This is a genomic window from Micromonospora sp. NPDC048170, from assembly GCF_040652795.1.
GTDB lineage: Bacteria > Actinomycetota > Actinomycetes > Mycobacteriales > Micromonosporaceae > Micromonospora.
This window is the reverse complement of sequence record NZ_JBEZMR010000029.1, coordinates 65,747-82,690: the sequence shown is the minus strand read 5'-3', so window position 1 is coordinate 82,690 and position 16,944 is coordinate 65,747. Positions and strand designations below refer to the sequence as shown.

Here is a 16,944-nt window from a genome sequence, read left to right as displayed (position 1 = left end):
CTCGCGGATCTGGGCCACGGCGGCCAGGGTGTGCTCCCGGCTGGGCTGGTCGTGCGGGTGCAGGTGCGCGATGAGGTCGGCGGCGGGCATGGTCTTGACGTTGGCCATGGTGCTCCTTCGTGAGAGGTGGGGGCGGGCGGACGTCACGGCGTCGCCTCGCCGGCGGCGGCCTGGTCGACGCGCTCGCCGATTGTCGTGGTCATCGGGTCCTCCGCTCAGATGCCGAGGCGGTCGTAGATGCGCACCGCCATGAGCCGGGCGAGTCGGCCCCACGGGTCGCTGGTGAACTCGCCGGGGTTGGTGATCGTGTTCAGCTCGTCGAGCAGTTCGGCGACGACGAGCAGCTCGGCCTCGCTGAGCACCGGCACGCCGTCGTCGGTGTGGTGCTGGTGGAACTTCTCCTCCAGGTCGGCGATGCGTTCCTCGCGGCTGGCGGCCCGGCCGACATCGAAGGGGTTGGCGTCGGCTTCGTTGGCCATGGATCTTCTCCTTGTGCGTGGTTGTTGACGGTGGTCAACCCGGGTGACGCTACGGTCCGGGTCCGACGTCGTGCCTGGATAAGACAGCTCTGGCGGCATCGACAGGTGGCCACGGGTCCGGGGGGTGATTCTGCGGAATGCGTCGATCAGAACGGCGGGTTGTCGGCGGGCTCCACGGGCGGCGGCGCGGCCAGCCGCAGCAGGGCCTCGCCGAGGGTGTCGCCGACACCGACCGCGATGACGTTGTCGCGGTTGTCGTAGGCGTTGGCGGCGTAGAACCAGTCCTCCGGCTCGTCCAGGACGGCGCCGTCGGGGTCCAGGCGGCCGGGCTGACCGGGCTCGAAGACGAGCTCGATGCGGTAGCCGTCGCGCAGCAGCGTTTCGGCGGGCAACCGGTCGGCGGGCTCGGGCCGGTCGACCAGGGCGCCAGGGTCGATCAGCGCGGCGACCGGCCGGCGGTGGCGGGTGAGTACCTGCACGCGGGTGTCGAGGTTGTGCACCTTGCCGACCAGGTGGCCGAGCTTGGCCCGGGCGTCGGACACCGGCCAGGTCGGCAGGTCGGGGGAGATCTCGGCGACCTCGTTTATCGGCACGAGGGCGGCCCACTGGTACCGGTCGCGGGTGATGAGGGTGATGGCGCCGGCCTCGGCCGCGGTGACGAGTGCGGACCAGCGGGCCCGTGCGTCCTCGACGTCGACCGGCTCGCCGTAACGCTCGACGAGCGGTCGCAACCCGATGGGAACGGTGTTGTCCATCCTCAAAGCGTAAGGCACCTTGCAGAATTTCTGCAAGGTGCCTTACGTTGCTGTTGCGCGGTGGGTCAGCTCTCGTGCCTCACGCCCGGGTCGGTGTCGGCGGCGAGCCGGTCCCGCCAGGCGCGCAGTTGCGTGGTGGTGAGGGTGACGGCCGCCGTGGTGGTGCCGTCACCGATTTCCAGGTGGAAGCCGCGCTCGTACTCGAAGTCGGACCAGTCGATGTAGCGGTGGTCGTTCTCCCACGGCCAGTAGGCGTTGGGCGTGTCGGCGAAGTCGTCGGTGGTGATGGTGGCGGTCAGCGCCTCGCACAGTTCGCGTAGTTGGGTGGGGGAGAGGTCGAGGTGCACCGCGTCCTGGCCGTCGCTGAGCTTCAGGGTGCGCCCGCCGTCGAAGGTGGGCGTCGACCAGTCCAGGTGGGCCACGTCGGCGCCGTCGCCCAGGTAGATGGCGCTGCGGGCGGTCTGCCGGGCGCCGGTGGCGAAGGTTCGCAGTTTGGCCGCCAGTTCCCGGGCCTGCGCCGGGGTGTGCTGGGCGGTGTAGGGCTGCCAGTAGTCGTCGTCGGGGTCCTCGGTGCCCTCCACGCCGGTGACCACTACCCGGGTGGTGCCGTCGTGGTCGACCAGGTCCATCCACAGCGCGCCGGTGTCTCCGCCGGCTTGGTCGATGGCCGTGGCCGCGACGTGGCGGCGGGTCGCCTCCGCGGTGGTGGGCTGCTTGTCGCGCAGCAACGCGAGGAGGTCTTTCACGGTCACCGGGAGTTCGTCGTCGACGATCCGCACCTTCTCGGTCGCGAGGTCGGCGTCACCGGCGAGGAGGTGCTCCAGGCGCTGCGCCGCCCGGCTCCACTTGGTGGGCTTCGGCGGCTGGTAGCCGGCCTCGGCGCGCTCGGCCAGTTCGTCGAGGTGCCGCGCGGCGGTCTCGGCCTCGGCCGCGCTCAGGTGCGGCGGCTGGTAGATGCTCGGCGCGGCGTACCCGTCGCTGGCGACGTGCTCGTTGCTGGTGACCGGGTCCCACCGGCCCGGGGAGGTAGCGACCGCGATGTACTGGCCGCCGTCCCACCGGTTGTTGCCGTCGCCGTAGTCCATCAACGCCAGGACGCTGGCCGGGCCGGCGGCGGCGGCGACCTGGTCGGTGCCGTGGCAGGTCTCGCCGTCGGCGTAGCCGAGCACGTCACCCACCCCGCTCGTGGTCGGGCTGTCGGGCCCGGCGAGGCTCGCCGACGCGGCCGTGGTCGGGATAGCGCCGTCGCCCATCGAAGGCTCCTTTCTCGTGAGGGTGGTTCCGGTGCCGAGGGCTTGGGCCTCGTACTCCTCGGCCTGCACCTCGTAGTAGCGGGCCGCGAGGATCTCCCGCGCCGCTTCCGCCTCGGCCTCCCGTGCCGCCCGCGTGTGCTCGGCGGCGACGCTGGCGTCGCGGATCGTGCGTGCGGCCGTCAGGTGGTTCGCGGTCGACTCCTGGTTGACCCGGGCGTCACTGCGGTACCGGTCAGCGGCGTCGCGACAGGCGCGCGCCCGGCCCTGCAGCGTCTCGGCCTTGGCGACCTGCCCGGCGTAGCGGTTCGCCACCCGCATCGCGTCCTGGGTATCCACGGTGGCGCTCACCTCCCGCCTGGCGTGGTGGGTTCGGCGGCTCCGTCGAGGGCACGCAGCAGGTCGCTGGCGAGCAGTTGGTAGCCGTTCCACTCTCCGGCGTACGAGGTGCTGCGGATGCAGTAGTCGGCCCCTTCGTGGTGGGCCAACCATGCGGCGGCAGCGAGGACGAGCGTGTTGTTGCCGGCGAGCCCCTGCGGGTTCTGGGGTCGGGTGTCGACCCACCAGTGGTCGGAGATGTTGACGTGCCGCACGCCGTGGGCGATGCCAGTCTCTTCGATCTCGTCGATGCTGTCGGGCTCGGCGGCGTCCGGATCGCCGAGGGGGCATCCGGTGACGGAGCAGACGTCCCAGCCGTCGAGCAGTCCAGCGGTGGTGCTCACTGCTGGAACCAGCGGGTCACCGGGACGGCGCCTGCGGCGCTCGGCACGGCCGGCTCCAGGCACCACTGCTCCGGGCCCGCGCCGTCGCCGGTGTTGACGACCCACTGGTGCCGGATTTGCGCGGTCGGGTCGGTCGGGTCCGCCGGCTCCAGGACCTCGCCCCACACCTGGCGGGCGTAGCGGCGCAGCGTGGTGAGCAGCCGGGCCGGGTCGTGGTGGCCCAGGGCGATGATGTCGCCGTCCTCGCCGATGTCTCCCATGGCGATGCCGTCGATCTCGGTCACCATCGTCAGCGTCGGCCACGTCGGGCCGCCGAGCAGCTCGGCGAGCATCTGCTGGTGGGCCGGGAACACGATGCCACCGGTGGTGGTGGCCAGGTGCTGGGCCAGGCCGGTGTAGCTGTCGGCGCGGATCCACCGGGCGCGGGCGGCGTCGTCGCCGGGGATGAGGACCGGCAGGTGGTCCGGCTCGTAGACGCCGAGGTCGATCGTGGTGAGGTTGGTGACCATCCACGCCTCGTCGGAGCAGCGGGGGTCCGGCACGTAGCGGGCCGGCAGCGTCCGCACCCACGGGTCGGTGAGCGTGACGATCAGGTCGGTCTCCTCCCTCAGCTCCCGCGCCGCCGCCTGCGCCGGGGTCTCGCCCGCCTCGATGTGCCCGCCGGGCAGCGCCCAGCCGTACCTGTCGCGGCGCTCGATCATGACGATCCAGCGGGCGCCGGTGGTGTCGGTGACGGTCACCGCGGCGTCGGCGCAGCGCGTCTCGCCCCAGTGCCCGAGCCGGTTGCGGCCGTAGCGGATGCCGGTGGTCTCGCACGGGTTGACCGGCCCGCCGTCGACGACCTCGAACGGAATCGCGGCGGCGGCCTGGCGGGTGGGCCAGTCGATGCGGGTCGGGTCGGTCTGGGCCTCGGCCCAGCCCTCGGCGACGCCACGCAGGTACACGTCGGGGTGGGTGTAGATGCGGGCGGTGTCAGTGGTCATGATGATGCTGCCGTCCTTGTCTCGGGTTGCTGCTGAGGCGGTTTCGGGGCTGGAGGTAGTGGTCGGGGTCGTGTTCCAGCACGACCCCGACCGCGATCGGTGGTGTTCGGGCGGTGGCAGTGCCACGCCCGGGCCGGCGGGGCCTGTCACAGCACGTCGGCGTGGGTGTGCTCCCATTCCTGGACCAGGTCGCGGCCGTCCGGGCGTATGACGGCGGTGACGTGGACGTCGACGTCGGCGCGGGCGTGGTTGGCGGCCAGGCGGTCGGCCTCGCCGAGGCTGTCCACGGTGTGCGCGACGGTGAGCGTTGCGGTGCCGGCGGTGTCGGTGGCGGCGGCGTACGTCTGGTAGTGGATCTCGGTGCCCACGCTCGATCCCGGCAGTGGTGAGCCGATCTCGGTGATGTGGGTGAAGCCCTCGGTGTGCAGGGTGGCCAGGGCGGCGTGGGTGTCGGCGTGCTGCCTGGTGACGACGGCGGCCGGCACGGCGCGTCCCCACCGGCGGCCCGGGGTGGGTCCGGGTCGGGCGGCTTGCCGGGCCAGACACACCCGCAGGTCGGCGGTGACGACGACGGCAACGGCGGGCACCTGGTGCTCGGCGGCGATGGCGAGCAGCCATGCCCGGTCGGCAACGCTGGTGCTGGTGGCGTCGACGACGGTGGTCAGCCGTCGGGCCAGTCGGGTGTGCAGGATCGCGGTGAGCAGGGTAAGCGCGTCGGCGGTCGCGTCCTGGTCACACTCGTCGTCGGCGGCGACGGCGCGCAGCCAGTCGAGGCTGTAGACCTGGTGCGGCCGGTAGTGGGCGGCGGCCCACGTGGACTTGCCCGCACCAGCGGGCCCGATAAGCACGACCAGGTGCGGCGGGTCGTCGACAAGAAGTCCCATCAGCGTTCCTCTCAGTTCTTGCGGGCGGCGTAGTCGAGGCCGGCGGCGAGGTCGGCCAGGGTGCCGGCGACGTCGACGGCACCGGTGTAGGCGCTGGTGGGCGCCACGTGCTGGTTATGTGGTCACCGCTTGTCGCCCGGCCGGTCGGCGCGGGCCTGGTCGAGCTGGGTTTGGAGCCGTTCGGCGCGAGCCTCGGCGACCTGGGCGCGTTCGGTGGCGACCGTGGCGGTGGCTTCGTGTCGGCTGGCGTCGGCGCGGGCGTCCTGGGCGGCCTGCTCGGCGGCGCGGCGCTCGGTGTGGAGCTGTTCGACCTGGCGGCGGACCTCGGCGAGGGTGGCCCGCTCGGCGCGCAGCTCGGCGTCGAGGTCACGGCGGGCCTCTTCGGCGGCGGTCCGCTCGGTGCGGGCGGCGTCGCGTTCGGCGGTGACGGCCGCCAGCTCGGCGCGGACGGTGTCCACCTCGGAGGTCAGGCGGGCGACGTCGGCGCGGGCGGCGTCGCGTTCGGTGGTGACGGTGGCCGCGGTGGTCTCGGCCCGCTCGGCGCGGGTGGTCTCGGCCCGCAGGGCCTTCTCCGAGGCGCGCAGCTCGCCGGCGAGGGTCTTGATCTCGGCGCGGGCGTCACGCAGTTGCACGCGCGCCTCCTCGTGGCGTTCCTCCAGGGCGCGGCGACGCTCGATCTCCTTCGCGGCGGTCGCCGCGCGGGCTTCGGCCTCGGCCTCGGCGCGGCCCTGGGCCTGGCGGGCGTCGGCGACGTCGCGGGCGGCACGGGCGACCGCGTCGGCGGCGTCACGCTCAGCGGCCTGGGCTCGGGCGACAGCGGCGTGGCGCTCCGTGTGGGCCAGGGCGCGGTCCCGCTCGGCGGTGTGGGCGGTGTTGAGCGCCTGGTCCCGCTCGACCTCGGCGTCCTGGGCGCGCTGCACGGCGGCCGCCATCGCGGTCTCGGCCTCCGCGATGCGGGCCAGGGCGCCGGTCTCCACGTTCCGCACGGCCGGCAGCACCGGTTCCAGCCGGTCGGTCAGCGCGGTGAGCGCCGGCACCAGCTCGGCGACGGTGGCCCGCCACGCCGACAACGGCGCGTCGAGTCCGGTCGCCAGCTCCGCCGCGCGGTCCGCCGCGGCCATCTCCTTGCACGTCCGGTTGCCCGGCTGCCACCGGGTGTCCTCCGGCGGGCAGAACTCCTTCGGGCGGCCGAAACCGCTGTAGGCCAGCACCTTGCGGCACTGGCGGTAGCCGCAGCTTCGCTCACGCGGCCCGCCTCCCGGCCGCGACGAGGCCGATTCACCCGCATTCCCCTCAACATCCATTCCAACATCATACACTATTACTTTAGCGTAAGTAAAAGACTTTGATGCTTTTCGTAAGTCGAATGTTTTTGACCTTGGTAGGTTGCAGTTGAAGCACTCTGACGGAACGCACGTTTTAAGCTCTCTCAGAGAGCCGTACGCGCCTCTTGATCTACATCCGAGAGGCGAAGCAAGGGCGCGGCATTGATCGGCGGGAGATTGGAGCTGGAACCGAGACGGGGTGTCGGCGGGGCCGTTGAGGGCCTCGGGTTAGTGGTTCCGGCCCACCGGAAGGCCGCAGCCCGGCTGAGCCGTCTCTGGCCAGTCGCTCTCGGGTGCTGCCGCGATGGCGCGGGCAGCGGCGTGGTCGCCACGCGCGGCGGCGCGGGCGACGGCGATGGCGGCGTGGCGGCCGGCGCCGGGCCCGGCGCGCTCGGCCTGGGCGACGGTGTCGCGCTCGTTCCAGCCGGCGCGGTGGGTGGCCATCGCGGCGGCCGATACGGCGGCCTGCTCGGCGACCTCGCGGCGGTGGTCGGCGGCGACCTGGGCGCGGTGCTGGTCGTAGCGGCGGGCTTGGTGCGGCGGCTCGACGTTGCCGGTCAGCGACTCGTCTAGCAGCGAGCGCAGGTAGCCCAGCGGCCGTTTCGGCGCGTCGAGCAGCTCTCGGCCGTCACGCGACTGCCGGATCCAGTCGAGCAGGTCCGGCATCGTCCATCGTGGGCCCAGCCGCGACCCGAGCAGCGCCGCCACCCGGGGCAGGGGCGCCGGTTCCAGCCACTCGAAGGCCCGCTGTGCGGCCCGTGCCAGGTCGTACGCCCATCCGATCCACTCCGGAGCAGGCCGGGACCGCCGTGACGGCGCACACGCCCTCTCGATCGGCCTAGGACGCCGTACGGATCGTGAGGCGCGTCGACCCTCGCTTGTCGATGATGAGCGCGAAGCGCGCTTCTCCCCCCGACTCGGCTCCACCGATCCAGCGGGAGCGATCGAGAGAGGCTGAGCAAAACCCCGAGACAAGCAGGAACTTAAGTACTCACCTTGAGACGCCAAGCGGGGGGGGAAGGAATTCCCGGTCTCGATCTGGGCGGTGGCGATGGCCTCGACGTCGGCGAGGAGGGTGTCGCGGGCGGTTGAGGCGGCCAGGCGTAGCTGCACGCGGCGGGCGAGCGCGGCGTGGTCGACCACCGAGGCGGTGCGGGCGACGAGTGCGTCGACGTCGTCCTGCGCGGAGGCCAGCTCGCCCAGGGCGTGCTGCATCAGCTCGTCGAGCACCAACAGGGCCAGGGGCACGTAGGAGGCGCGGACGGCGGCCTCGCCCCGGTGCACCGGTGCGAGGTCGAACTCGGCCCGGTCGTTGTAGCGGCCCAACTCGGTGCGCTCGGCCAGGCTCAGCTTGCCTCCCTGCCGGGTGCGCTCGGCCCACCCCAGGGCCTCACAGCGGGCCCACGCCGCGGTGACCGCCCGCTCGGTACACCCGGCCAGCTCCGCCGAGCGGGCGCGGCCGGGCAGTGCGCGGCGGCCGGAGCGGTAGTCGGCGTCGACGGCCAGGACGCCGGCGACCCGGGCCAGCATCGACGGCCGGCCACGGCTGGACACTCGCGCCGCCGCGTCTCGGGTGAGCAGATCCGCAAGCAGCTCCACCGCGCGGCCACGGCCGCCACCGGCGGCGTACGACTCGACCGTGGTCCGCAGCCGCTCCACCCAGGCGGCCAGCTCCGCCACCCGGCTCTCGGCGTCGGTGCGCTCGGCGAGCAGCGCGAACTGCTGCTCGACGGCGGCGGCCTCGGCGACCTGGTCCCGCTCGAACGCCTCGCGGGCGGCGGCCAGCCACGAGTAGCCGCACAGCCAACACGTCGGCGACGGCTCCGGCTCGCCGCACGCCGCACAACCCTCGTCGACGTCGTCGACGTCGTCATCGAGGGCAACCTCGGCGGCGCGGGCCTCCGCCGCCAGGCGCCGCGCGTCACGGCCCCGCCAGCACGACATGCACAGCGCCTCGGACCCGTCACCGTCACGCGGCAGGCCCTGCCGATCCACACCCGCCGCCGCACACCGCACACACGGCGTCTGCACACCCGTCGGATGCACCACCCGCACCCGAGCACCCGCCGGAGCAGCCAGCCGGGCTTGCCCGCCGCGAGCCGTCTCCACCAACAGAGCGGGCCGGGCCAGATGCACCGTGCACCGATCGCGACCTGGAGCAGCCAACACCCTCCGGCCGACAGCGGCGCAGACCGGGCAGTGCCCGGCCGCGACCACCTGGTCGACGGTCAGCGCGCTCAGGTGCGGTGCCGTGATCATCGCGGCACCGCCGCAGACCGATCAGGTGTGCGTCCTGAGCCAAGGTGACCTGCCGCGATGGCGGCAGCAACATGCGAGGGGACTGGGCGCGCACAGGCGTCGCCACGACACGCAGAAAAGGTGCCGAGAGACAACAGTGCACCCAGCCCGGAGGTGGGTGCTATGGTGTCCTCCGAGCTTGTTGGAGCCTCAGACCCTGCTTCCGCCGCCAAGCAAATACAGGGTGTGGGGCTCTCTTGCTGTCTGCAGTTAGGGGTCGAGCGCGGGCGCTCCCTCAAGATCAGTTCGGGGTTATAACCCGTGGATCTTACGGCGACTTGCGCGCGTGACGAAGTCCCAACACGCACCAGCGCCAGGGATCCCCGTGGATCCTGTGTAGATCCCTCGGGAAAATCAGGACATACCGTCAGGAGCCGGGCGGCATTTGTGACCAAGAAAATTTGAATACATGCAGCCGAATGGGCGGCCCGGTCAATTGGGCCGCCCATTCGCGCGCTTTGAATGGTCACTCGGGCCGGTGAATGGTGTCGCAGTAGACGGCGGTGCCGTCTCCGTCGTGGGTGTACAGCTCGCCGTAGCGGTCGGCCGGGCCCTCGACGGCGCCGAGCAGCCGCTGCGCCTGACGGCAGGCGGCGTCGACGCCGGGAGCGGTGAAGTAGACGACGGCTGCTGGGTTGTCAGGCTCGGGGTCGGTGACGATGTCGAGGCGGAATTCGTCGGTGGTGCCGGCGACGAGCAGCTCGAACGGGCGGCGGGTCATCGGGCGCCCGCCGGGGTGTGGGGGGCGTGGCCGGTGGTGTAGGGCCCGTTGTCGTAGGAGTAGGTCCAGGTCAGGCGTCGGCTGGTGAGCCAGGCACCAGCGCGGCCGGTGAGGTCGCGGTGCCAGCGGCGGGTCCGGTGGGCATCGCCGCCGTCGCTGGTGAAGGCGAGCAGGGCGTAGCCGCCGGGAGTACCGGTGTGGGGCTCGCCGGGGTGCCGGCCGCCCGCGACGGGGAAGTGGACGCTGGCGAGGGCGGGTGCGCCCTGGTCGGGCAGGGTTTGCAGCATGTGGACGCGGCCGTGGTCGACCAGGTGCCAGCGGCCGTCCAGGGGCAGACCGAGCACGGTACGGGCGGCGGCGAACAGCTCGTAGGCGTCGACCGGATCGCCGACGACGATCGTGGTGGTGATGGTCATGGCGCTCACCTGGCCCAGATCGCGAGGGCGGCGGTGACGGCGGCCCCGGCGTACCCGGCCAACAGCAGCGGTACGGCCCTGCTGATTGCCCGGTACTTGGCGCGGAGAATGCGGGAACGCCACCACAGCTCGCGAGCGCGGGCCAGCGGAGTCATCTGCGCGACCTGCTCGGCGTCGCCGGCAACGAGGCGGGCGAGCACGTCCTGGGCGTCGTCGGCGTCGGCATAGACCGGAAACCCGAAGTCACCGCCGAGGCGGGGCCGGGAGGCGGTCAGCAGCAGCACCACGGCGGTCAGCACCACGGCGGCGGTGCCCGTGCCCGCGATGAGGGCGGCGGTGGGGAGATGACCGGCGGCTCCGGCACCGCCAAGCACGGCCAGGCCGGCGCCGAGCAGCACCCCCGCCATATGGAGGTAGCCGGTGGCCTTGGGGTCGACACGCAGCATCTCGGCGCGCACGGCGGCGATCTCGGCGTCCAGGGCGGCCGTGGCGGTGCCTCGGCCGCAGGCGGAGGCATGCGCGCCGGCACGGGCGAGGATCTCCAGCGTGCTGAAGTCGCTGTCGGTGGTGCCGCAACCGGTGCAGCGGGAGGTGCTGTTGGTGAGGTTGCTGGAGGTCTCTACCAGCACCGCGAAGGCACCGGCGGTCGGGATCTGAAAGTGGCGGCGCGCGGCGTGCGGGTCGTAGGTGCTGGCGTAGTCGACGCCGAGGTAGGTCGGCTCTCCGAGATCAGGCACGATGAGGGTGCTCCTCTGGCTCGATGCGGGCTGGGTGGGGTGGCGGGCGGCCCCGAGCTTTGGAAGGCAGGGGGGCCGCCCGCGCGGCGTTATCGGCTGGTCGGGTTGTAGGTGGGGGAGTCGGGGCGCGGGTACACCTCGGGCCGGCAGGCGATGTCGTAGCCGCACCAGTCCCAGACGGCGAGGCCGGGGCGCAGCGGGGTGGTGCGCTCGTCGGCGAGGATCTGCTCGGCGGGCTCGGTCCAGTCGATGCCGGTGGCGATCGCGGCGACGGCGGCCTGGTCGACGTGGCGGGCGCACAGCCGCTGGGCGATGCCTCGGCCGCTGGGCAGGTGGGTGAGGCTGTAGCGGCCGTCGAGGCGCTGCCCGCCGTCGTCGATGGTGACGTTGACGGCCAGGCCGGGCGCGACGGGCCAGCCGGTCACGACCCGCTCGACGATGCGGGGGGTCTCGGGGTCGTTGTCGCTCAGGTACAGCCGCACCGCGGTGGTGGTCGGCGCGGCGGCGGGGGTGGTCGTGGTGGTCATGGTTCCTCCTCAGCGGGTGCTATCGACGGGCGGAATTGGGTGCGTGGTCAGGACGCGTCGCTGGTGCGGGGCGTTCGGCGTGCCTCGGTGAGGTCGTCGACCATCGCGGCGACGGCGCTGCCGGCGATGGGGCCGGCGTAGGCGAGCAGGGACAGGGTCAGCCACACCACGGCGGTCAGGCCGGCGGCGGCCGGGCCGGTGCCGGCCGGGGCACCGGCGTAGACGGCCACGCCGGTCAGGGCGCCGATCGCGGCCCAGCCGATGCGGCCGTAGGTGGAGCCGGTGACGGCGGCGGTGTAGAGGGCGCAGACGGCGACGAGCCAGGCGGTCCAGGCGTCGCGGCCGGTGGCGGGCAGGCCGGTGGTGTGCGTGTCGAGGAAGGCGCGTACCGGGTCGGAGATCGAGCGGGTGATCGGCCCGTCGGTGATCCACGATCCGAGGGTGGGGATGGCCTCGGCGGTCGCGGTGACGGCTGCGCCGAGCGCGGTGAGCAGCCCGGCGATGACGATCCACAGCAGCCATAGCAGTCCGCCTGCCACGGTCAGGGCGATCAGTGCGGCCACGACGATCAGCCACCACTCCCGCACGGCCCGCACGGCGCGAGAGGTGCGGGCGATGCGCCACCAGGCCGCCAACCGCTGACGGGCGGGGACGGGGGTGGTGTCGTCGAGCGAGGGCAGGTGCTGCGGGTCGGTGTCGGGGGTGTGCACGTAGTTCTCCTTCGTCGCTGGGTCGGTTGGTGGGGTGGGTCAGCGGCGGGCGGCAAGCATGGCGACCAGCCACGCGCTGGCGGTGCCGGCGGTCACGGTGAGCGCCTGGGCCCATCCGCCGGGGGCGGCGATGCCGATCAGCACGGCGGCCACGGCGGCGGCGTGCAGCACGTAGATGGCGGTGTGGGAGCGGCGGCGGGTGAGCACGCCCTGGTGCACGGCGGCCAGCGAGGTGGCGGCCCAGCCCGCCCACAGCGCCCAGCCCCAGATGCCGTGGGTGCTGGCCCAGGCGGTGGTGGCCGGCAACAGCAGCGCGTGCACGGCGACGACGGCGGCCAGGGCCAGCAGCAGCCAGGCGGTGTAGGTGGCGGCGTGCATCAGGCGACGGCGGTCGGCCAGGACGGTCCCGACGGTCGTGACGCGGTTGGCGGGTGGCCAGCGATCGCAGCAGCGGACGCCGGGGTCGTGCTGATGGCGGACGGGCTGGTTGCCGGGAGCTGCGGGCTGCTGGCGCATGACGTCTCCTGCTGCTGGTGGATGGCGAGGGGGCGGACGGGGGTGATCGCGCGGGCGTGGCTGGCCACGACGGCGGTGTACTGGTCGAGGGCGGTGTGCATGTCGGCCTCGGCGGCGGCGACCTCGCGGGCGTCGCGGATGCGTTCGGCGGCGGTCAGGGCCAGCGCGGCTGCCGCCGCGGTGAGCAGCACCCCGCCGATCACCGGCGGGCCGCCGGCATCGGCGGCGAGGTGCCCGGCGGTGGCCACGCCACCGAACAGACCGCTCGCGCCGGCGACGGCCGGCCAGCGGCGGCGGCCGGTGTGCGCGCGGTGGCGGCGGCGGCCGGCGGCGTGGATGGCGTCCTCGGCGGCGCGCATCCGCACGCCGTCGAGCTGCCACGCCATCAGCTCGACCGACAGCGCGTCGATGCGCTGCTGGTGGGTCAGCGCGTAGAGGGTGTCGGCCGGCTGGACGTCGCGTTGGCGCGTCAGGCGGCGGATCTCGGACTCGATCTCAGCGACCCGGGACATGAGCTGTCTCCTATACGGACGGTGACTTAACAGGCGGGCACATAACAGGCGTGGGGGAGGGGGGTCGGCCCCTGCATAGGGGCCCCTCACCGGGGGGAGGGGCCCCACGGTTATGAGGAGTTATGCGTTACTGGCCGTGACGGTGGTGGTGGCGGCCTCGGGCGGCAGGTACTGCCCCGTCACGACCCGCCCGTCCGGGTTCGTCGGCCGCACCAGGCGCCCCTGCTGGCCCAGCTGCGTCAGCGCGTTGGACACCAACTGCGGGGTAGCGCTGTCGTCGCCGGCTTCCGCCAGGGCGGCGAGGATGTCCTCCCGAGTGGCCGGCTGGCTCTTGGTGCGCCAGATCAGGCGCACCGCCGCCTCGACCCGGTCGGCGCGGGTCCGGTAGCCCGCGAGGGGCGTCGGCTCCACCGGCTCAGCGGGGGCCTCGCTGGTGGCCGGCGCGGGCGCGGCCGGCGCGAGGGGTCGGCCGCCGAGCTTGCTGAAGATGCTGGAAACGGCGGAGGCCATCGCCTGCTCGCCGTCGCGCTCCGGCTCGCTGGCCTGCGGCTTCTTGCTGCGGGCGCGGGCGCTGCGCAGGTCGGCCAGGTAGTCGTCGGTGACGAGCTGGTGGCGGCCGGCGTAGATCGGGCCGGCGGCCTGCGCCGACCCGGCGTCCAGCTCCCGCTGGTGGAAGCGGCGATTCCACGAAATCTCGTCGACCTTCGGGCCGTCGTGCAGGACCGGCTTGCTGGGGTCGCAGGTCTGGACGTACTCGATCTTCGCGCGGACCGGGTCGCCGTCGCCGAGGCGGGCGTAGCACTCGCCGCGGTGGCGCAGCGGGGGCAACTTGTAATTTCCGGTGACGCGGCCCGCTTCCTGCTCATCGCCGGACATGAGGACGATCTCGCGGCCGATGTTCGCGCTGGCGTCGCCACCGTTGTCGCCGAACGCGTGGTGCACCCCGCGCTGCGTGGCCACGACCAGGTAAATCCCGGCAGAGGCAACCGCCTTGGTGCACTCGGCGTACATGTCGCCGGCGGTAACGTCCGCCCCGTCGTAGCGCACCTTGTTCTTGGTGTTCAGCGCGAAGCTACCCTCGTCGATGTAGACGATGATCTTCTTGAAGTTGTGGCGGGCGGAGAAGGGCTGGTCCTGGCGCCAGCGGGCGATCTCCATCACGGCGATGAGCATCTGCAGCACGCCCTCGGCGTCGGCGCGGACCCAGTCCAGCGGCGGGCGCACATCGGTGCCGAGGTAGGGCTCCAGCCACTGTCCGACCAGGTCGTAGAGCTTGCGAGTGCCGGCCACCCAGATCAGGGCGTCCTCGCAGCGGGTCACGTCGGCCCACTCCCGGTGGATGAAGGCGCTCTTGCCGCCGGTCGACGCGCCGAGGATCCAGGCGTGCCGGGCGACGTCGACGCCGATCGGCATGCCGTCCATGCCCCACAGCGCGTACGAGGGCTCCGCGAGCCGCCGCCAGATCGGCCGACCGGCGGCGTCGACCAGCTCGTCGACGCGCTCGGTGTAGGGGCGGATCCGCTTCATGACGTCCTCGGTGTTGGCCTGGATCGTGTACACGCCAACCCGGTTGCTGTCCTCGCTGATGGACACCCAGTCAGGGGCGATGTCGCGGCGGGTGATGTCACGCAGGGCCAGGGCGATGCGGCGGGCGTCGTGGTCGTCCAGGCGCGGGGCCTGCTCGATGCGCACCTTGCCGTTGACCACGCGGCGCAGCTCGATGGGCGCCCACGCTTCGAGCTTCGCGCCGAACGGCGCATCGGCCGGGCCGACCATCTGCGGGTTCGACACGCGCAGCCACTCCAGCCCGGCGCGGCGCACCGCCAGGCGCAGCAGCCACGCCAGGTGCGGCTCACCCTCGCGGGGGCCCGACAGGTCCTCGGCGGTCACCGCGAGGTGGGCCTGCGCGGTCGCGGTCAACGCCGCCTGCGTCGGGGCGGCCGGCGGCGGCGCGTACCGCAGCAGGTACTCGTGCGCCCGCGCCATCACCCACGTGATGCCGCCCAACGCCGGCAGGACCAGCGCCCACACCGGCCACATCTCCGGCACCGACACCGCCAGGGTCGACCAGGCGGCGTAGACGGTCACCGCCGCCACCAGCCACCCCACCACCCGGGCCTTCGCCGGCTCACCGAGGCGGGCGAACATCGGGGAGATCCGCACCAGCAGGCGAGCGCCGAACGCGGCTGCCGCCGCCAGCAGCGCCGTGGCCAGCCCCGCGATCCACACCGGCGAGCCTGTGACCAGCCACACCACCACCCACACCGCCGACAAGAACGGCGCGACCACGGCCCAGAACGTCTTCCACTCGATGCCTACCGCTGCTCGCCGCTTCGTCACGACGCTGCTCCTTCGCTTGCTGTCTTGCCTGGTCCTGCGGGTTCCGGAAGGGGTGGGGGCCGCACCAGGTGCGGCGCGGCCCCCCGCGCGGGTGTGCGGTCAGTGACCGATGGAGCGGGCCTGCGCCTCGTACTCCTCGGCCTGCTGCTCGTAGTAGCGGGCCGCGAGGATCTCCCGCGCCGCCTCCGCCTCCGCCTCACGCGCCGACACGGCGTGCTCGTGGGCCACGTTGACGTCACGGATCGTGCGAGCCGCCTGCTTGTGGTTCTCCGCCGACTCCTGGTTGGCGCGGGCGTCACGCCGGTACTGGTCAGCGGCGTCGCGGCAGGCCCGCGCCCGCGCCTGCAGCGTCTGCGCCTTCTCGACCATCTCGGCGTAGCGGTTCGCGACCCGCATCGCGTCCTGGTCGACAGTCGTGGTGCTCATCTCTGGTCCTCCAAGGTGGTTGGAAACAGGGGTTTGGTGCTGGTGGTGCGGGGTGCTGTGCAGCGGCATCGGTGCAGGCCGGTCCACCCACTCGCTGCCAGCGGGAGGACCGGGGTCAAAGGGCGGCGGAGCGGTACGCGGCGTCGAGCGGCGAGCTGATGCCGACGGGCCGCTCGACGAGCTGCCCGACCGGCCACCCGGCACGGTGATGTCGTCCAGGTCGACGTCGATCACCGTCTCCGGCCGGTGCCCACCCGGCGCCGGCCGCGCCTGGGCCGTCTTCGCCGGGTCGTCCTTGCCCGGCTTCTGCTCACCGGTCTCCGGGGCCTTGTCGTCCTTGTTCTTGGTCTTGGGCCGGGCCAGCCCGAGCAGGCCCAGCAGCGCCGCCCCGCCCGCCGCCTTGGCGGCCTTACGTCCCACGTCGCTGGACTTCTTCCCGCCGTCGTCGCTGGCCGGCTTCGCACCGCCGCCCGGGGTCTTTGCGCTGGCCGGAGGCTTGCCGCCACCGCCCGGGGCCTTGCTGCCCCCACCAGGGGTCTTGCTGCCGCCCGGGGTCTTGCTGCGGCCGAACGGCCACCGTCCCGTCTTGTCGCCGGGCTTCTTCCCGCCGTCGCCGGTCGGCTTCCCACCGCCGCCGGGGGTCGTCCCGCCCTTGGGGGCCTTCGGGGTCTTCCCGGCACCAGGGGTCTTGCCGCCTCCGCCCGGGGTCTTGTCACGGCCGAACGGCCACCAGCTCCCGGACTTGGCGCCGGTCGGCTTCCCACCGCCGCCGGGAGTCGTCCCGCCTCCCTTGGGGGTCTTCCCACCAGGGGTTTTGCCGCCCCCAGCCGGGGTCTTGCTGCGGCCAAACGGCCACCAGCCGTCTCCCTTGCCCCGGCCGTTGGGCGACTTGCCGGGCCGGTCGCCCCGTCCTCCGGCACCGTCCCTGCCCGAGCGGTCCTTGCCGGTCTTGCTCCGGCGGGTGTACTTGCGCCAGGCCAGCCAGCCGGCGCCGGCCAGTACCGCGACCACGATCAGCCCGGCACCCAGCAGCAGCGCCATCAGCGGCGACACCATCCACATCGCCACCACCACGGCGGCGACGATCGACACCACCACCAGCGCCACCACCAGGCCCACCGACGCCGGCGATGTCTCCGTCAGCTCCTGCGGCTTGACCTTGTCGTCTTTGCCCTGCTCCACCAGCTGCTGCTGCTCGGTCAGCACCGACAGGTCCGGAGCCGGCATCGCCGTCTCGGTCGCCTCACCCTCGATCGTCGGGGCCACGGCCATCGTCTCCGTCTGCATCGCGTTACCTCCCATCAAGCGTTTTGGCTGCTCACGCCCCACGGTTATGAGCTGTT

The 16,944-nt window shown here is 72.9% G+C and carries 17 protein-coding genes; all 17 read right to left on the bottom strand.

The annotated features are described in order from the left end of the window. Positions 1 to 215 precede the first annotated feature (215 nt). The 17 genes from AB0D32_RS27065 to AB0D32_RS26985 all read right to left on the bottom strand — a co-directional run bounded on the left by AB0D32_RS27065 (position 216) and on the right by AB0D32_RS26985 (position 16,888). Positions 216 to 479: a hypothetical protein gene (locus AB0D32_RS27065; RefSeq protein ID WP_357096004.1), complete on the bottom strand. Its 264-nt coding sequence runs from the start codon at positions 477 to 479 to the stop codon at positions 216 to 218. A 146-nt stretch (positions 480 to 625) separates the two neighbouring features. Next, the gene (locus AB0D32_RS27060) at positions 626 to 1,234 is read right to left on the bottom strand and encodes a type II toxin-antitoxin system Phd/YefM family antitoxin (protein ID WP_357096000.1); all 609 of its coding nucleotides are present in this window, start codon (positions 1,232 to 1,234) and stop codon (positions 626 to 628) included. Between the two features lie 65 nt (positions 1,235 to 1,299). Further along, a complete protein-coding gene (locus tag AB0D32_RS27055) occupies positions 1,300 to 2,823 on the bottom strand; it encodes a hypothetical protein (RefSeq protein WP_357095997.1) in 1,524 nt (507 codons plus the stop codon). 8 nt (positions 2,824 to 2,831) lie between these two features. Next, complete coding sequence (locus tag AB0D32_RS27050) at positions 2,832 to 3,206, bottom strand: hypothetical protein (RefSeq protein WP_357095994.1); 375 nt, start codon at positions 3,204 to 3,206, stop codon at positions 2,832 to 2,834. Further along, on the bottom strand, positions 3,203 to 4,189 hold the full coding sequence (locus tag AB0D32_RS27045; RefSeq protein WP_357095992.1) for an NUDIX domain-containing protein: 987 nt from the start codon (positions 4,187 to 4,189) through the stop codon (positions 3,203 to 3,205). Before AB0D32_RS27045 ends, AB0D32_RS27050 begins: the two co-directional genes overlap by 4 nt. Positions 4,190 to 4,335: 146 nt before the next feature. Continuing rightward, positions 4,336 to 5,073: an ATP-binding protein gene (locus AB0D32_RS27040; protein ID WP_357095989.1), complete on the bottom strand. Its 738-nt coding sequence runs from the start codon at positions 5,071 to 5,073 to the stop codon at positions 4,336 to 4,338. A 122-nt stretch (positions 5,074 to 5,195) separates the two neighbouring features. Then, on the bottom strand, positions 5,196 to 6,284 hold the full coding sequence (locus AB0D32_RS27035) for a hypothetical protein (protein WP_357095986.1): 1,089 nt from the start codon (positions 6,282 to 6,284) through the stop codon (positions 5,196 to 5,198). A gap of 342 nt (positions 6,285 to 6,626) precedes the next feature. Beyond that, positions 6,627 to 8,657 (bottom strand): hypothetical protein, encoded by a 2,031-nt coding sequence (locus tag AB0D32_RS27030; RefSeq protein WP_357095983.1) that lies wholly within the window; start codon positions 8,655 to 8,657, stop codon positions 6,627 to 6,629. 505 nt (positions 8,658 to 9,162) lie between these two features. Beyond that, on the bottom strand, positions 9,163 to 9,417 hold the full coding sequence (locus tag AB0D32_RS27025; protein WP_357095980.1) for a hypothetical protein: 255 nt from the start codon (positions 9,415 to 9,417) through the stop codon (positions 9,163 to 9,165). Next, complete coding sequence (locus AB0D32_RS27020; protein ID WP_357095978.1) at positions 9,414 to 9,833, bottom strand: hypothetical protein; 420 nt, start codon at positions 9,831 to 9,833, stop codon at positions 9,414 to 9,416. The genes AB0D32_RS27025 and AB0D32_RS27020 overlap by 4 nt, the downstream gene beginning before the upstream one ends. Before the next feature lie 5 nt (positions 9,834 to 9,838). Further along, positions 9,839 to 10,570, bottom strand: a complete 732-nt coding sequence (locus AB0D32_RS27015; RefSeq protein ID WP_357095974.1) for a Pycsar system effector family protein — start codon at positions 10,568 to 10,570, stop codon at positions 9,839 to 9,841. Between the two features lie 89 nt (positions 10,571 to 10,659). Further along, positions 10,660 to 11,097, bottom strand: a complete 438-nt coding sequence (locus tag AB0D32_RS27010; RefSeq protein ID WP_357095972.1) for a hypothetical protein — start codon at positions 11,095 to 11,097, stop codon at positions 10,660 to 10,662. 47 nt (positions 11,098 to 11,144) lie between these two features. Next, the gene (locus AB0D32_RS27005) at positions 11,145 to 11,807 is read right to left on the bottom strand and encodes a hypothetical protein (RefSeq protein WP_350823593.1); all 663 of its coding nucleotides are present in this window, start codon (positions 11,805 to 11,807) and stop codon (positions 11,145 to 11,147) included. Between the two features lie 39 nt (positions 11,808 to 11,846). Then, complete coding sequence (locus tag AB0D32_RS27000; protein ID WP_357095969.1) at positions 11,847 to 12,185, bottom strand: hypothetical protein; 339 nt, start codon at positions 12,183 to 12,185, stop codon at positions 11,847 to 11,849. After that, the gene (locus tag AB0D32_RS26995; protein ID WP_350823597.1) at positions 12,185 to 12,835 is read right to left on the bottom strand and encodes a hypothetical protein; all 651 of its coding nucleotides are present in this window, start codon (positions 12,833 to 12,835) and stop codon (positions 12,185 to 12,187) included. The genes AB0D32_RS27000 and AB0D32_RS26995 overlap by 1 nt, the downstream gene beginning before the upstream one ends. Positions 12,836 to 12,955: 120 nt before the next feature. Further along, a complete protein-coding gene (locus AB0D32_RS26990) occupies positions 12,956 to 15,175 on the bottom strand; it encodes a hypothetical protein (protein ID WP_357095965.1) in 2,220 nt (739 codons plus the stop codon). Between the two features lie 99 nt (positions 15,176 to 15,274). Beyond that, positions 15,275 to 16,888 carry a hypothetical protein gene (locus AB0D32_RS26985; RefSeq protein WP_357095962.1) on the bottom strand — a complete coding sequence of 538 codons (1,614 nt, stop codon included), beginning with the start codon at positions 16,886 to 16,888 and terminating at the stop codon, positions 15,275 to 15,277. Positions 16,889 to 16,944 lie beyond the last annotated feature (56 nt).